Annotated in this window: 2 protein-coding genes; both read left to right on the top strand. The window is 59.7% G+C overall.

What is annotated here, in order from left to right:
• Positions 1-218 precede the first annotated feature (218 nt).
• The gene (locus tag QMX86_RS27910; RefSeq protein WP_110645593.1) at positions 219-926 is read left to right on the top strand and encodes a winged helix-turn-helix domain-containing protein; all 708 of its coding nucleotides are present in this window, start codon (positions 219-221) and stop codon (positions 924-926) included.
• Positions 927-2213, top strand: a complete 1287-nt coding sequence (locus QMX86_RS27905; RefSeq protein WP_282387881.1) for an ATP-binding protein — start codon at positions 927-929, stop codon at positions 2211-2213.
• Positions 2214-2280 lie beyond the last annotated feature (67 nt).

The raw sequence follows: 2280 nt of genomic DNA, 5'->3' as shown, positions 1-2280 counted from the left end.
AACAGGCTGGTCTGGCTGCGGGACTGTCCCTGGATGTAGGCCATAACGAAAAATGCTCCGTATCTTTCGATACGGAGCATTTTCTTTGAGCGCTGCGCAGATTGCTAGGTTTTCACACAGTCTGCGAGTGGCCGGTTTTTGCTGTCTGCCGTCATCGCCTGTTCGATGAATGCCAGCATAATATCGGCCCTTCCACGTTTGGCTTGGCAACGGTTGTTATGGATAACCTGGGTTTCGGCAAAGTTCTGCTGGTCGAAGACGATGAGCGTCTCGCCGCACTGATCGCACACTTTCTAGAACAACACGGCTACGAGGTGCGCACGGTACATCGCGGTGATCTGGCCATGGCTGCGTTCCTGGAATTCAAGCCGAAAGTGCTGGTGCTCGACCTGATGTTGCCGGGGCAGAGCGGTTTGCAGGTCTGCCGGGAAATTCGCAGTGTCTCGGACACGCCGATCGTGATCCTCACGGCCAAGGAAGATGATCTCGATCACATTCTCGGTCTGGAGTCCGGCGCTGACGATTACGTGATCAAACCGATCAAGCCGCCGGTACTGCTCGCGCGGCTGCGGGCGTTGCAACGGCGGCAGACGCCGGACAGCAGCGTGGTGAGTTTTCTTGAGTTCGGGCAATTGAGCATCGACCGCAGTTGCCGTGAAGTGCGCCTGACCGGTGAGCTGATCGAGCTGACCACCATGGAGTTCGAATTGCTCTGGTTGCTCGCCAGCGCGGCGGGCAAGATTCTTTCCCGCGATGACATTCTCAATCGCATGCGCGGCATTGCCTTCGACGGCCTCAATCGCAGCGTCGACGTCTACATCAGCAAATTGCGCAACAAACTCAAGGACAATCCCCGCGAGCCGGTGTGCATCAAGACCGTGTGGGGCAAGGGCTATCTGTTCAATCCGTTCGCGTGGGAGCTATAGATGCTGCGTTTGTTCCTCGGGCTGTTTCTGGTGATGACGGTAGGGCTGGTGCTGGCCTTGCAGACGGTCGAGCACACCTTCAACGCGTTGCTCGACAGCCAGACGCAGGATTACAACCGTGAAGCCGTGCGTGGTCAGGCGTGGTCGCTGGTCGATCATCTGCAAGGCCGCCAGGGCGCCGAGCGTGAACAGAAACTCGATTCATTGCGCGCGCACTATGGTCTGTCGCTGAGTCTGGTCGAGGCCGATCAACTGGCCCTCACACCGCAGGAAAAAGCTGAGCTCGCGCGAAACCTGTTGGTGATCCGCGACGATTACACGCAGTTCATCAGCAATATCGATGGTGGCTCGCAGTTGCTCAGCATCAAGCTGCCGCCGGAGCCGAGCCTGATGCCGTTCTACATCACCGCGGCGTACATGATGCTCGCAGTGCTGATCGGCATCGTCCTGTTTTTCTGGGTGCGCCCGCACTGGCGCGATCTGGAAAAGCTGCGGCTGGCGGCCGAGCGTTTCGGCGACAACGATCTGTCGGTGCGCATTCAGTTGTCGCGGCGCTCGAACATCCGCGATCTGGCCGAGCACTTCAATCTGATGGCGGCGCGCATCGAGGGCTTGATCGCCAACCAGCGCGAACTGACCAACGCGGTGTCCCACGAATTGCGCACACCGATTGCGCGGCTTTCGTTTGAGCTCGATCAACTCAAGCAGCAACCGGACGCGAGCCAGAATCGCGAGCTGATCGCCGACATGTATGCCGACCTTGGTGAGCTGGAGGAGATGGTCTCGGAATTGCTGACCTACGCCAGCCTGGAGCATGGCGCGACGGTGATCAAACGGGAAAATATTCACGCAGCCGATTGGCTCGACAGCGTCGTCGGCAGTGTGGCGCTTGAGGCCGAAGCAGTGGGGGTGCAGTTGTCGATCGCCGGTTGCCAGGTCGACACGGTAAGCATCGAACCGCGCTTCATGGCGCGGGCGGTGATCAACCTTTTGCGCAATGCCATTCGCTATGCCGAGCAGCGCGTCGAGGTGTCGCTGCAGCGCAGTGGCGATGACTATGAAGTGCGGGTCAGCGATGACGGCCCGGGTGTGCCGCTGGAGGGACGGGAGAAAATCTTCGAACCGTTTTCCCGACTGGACGCCAGCCGGGATCGGCGCACTGGCGGTTTTGGATTGGGCCTGGCGTTGGTACGGCGGGTGTCGCAGTCCCATGGCGGGCAGGTTGAGGTTGGCGAATCGGTGTGGGGCGGGGCGTTGTTCAGGATGACCTGGGCGCATCTGGACTGATTGATATTGCCTGACCCGGCCCCTTAGCCCGCCAGCGCCCGCCCCACCGGGATAGGCAAACAAAAAT

The sequence above is a fragment of the Pseudomonas sp. PS01270 genome (assembly GCF_029959775.1).
GTDB classification, from domain to species: Bacteria; Pseudomonadota; Gammaproteobacteria; order Pseudomonadales; family Pseudomonadaceae; genus Aquipseudomonas; species Aquipseudomonas atacamensis.
Note: the sequence above shows the minus strand (reverse complement) of the source record. Positions and strands in the feature narration are given on the sequence as shown.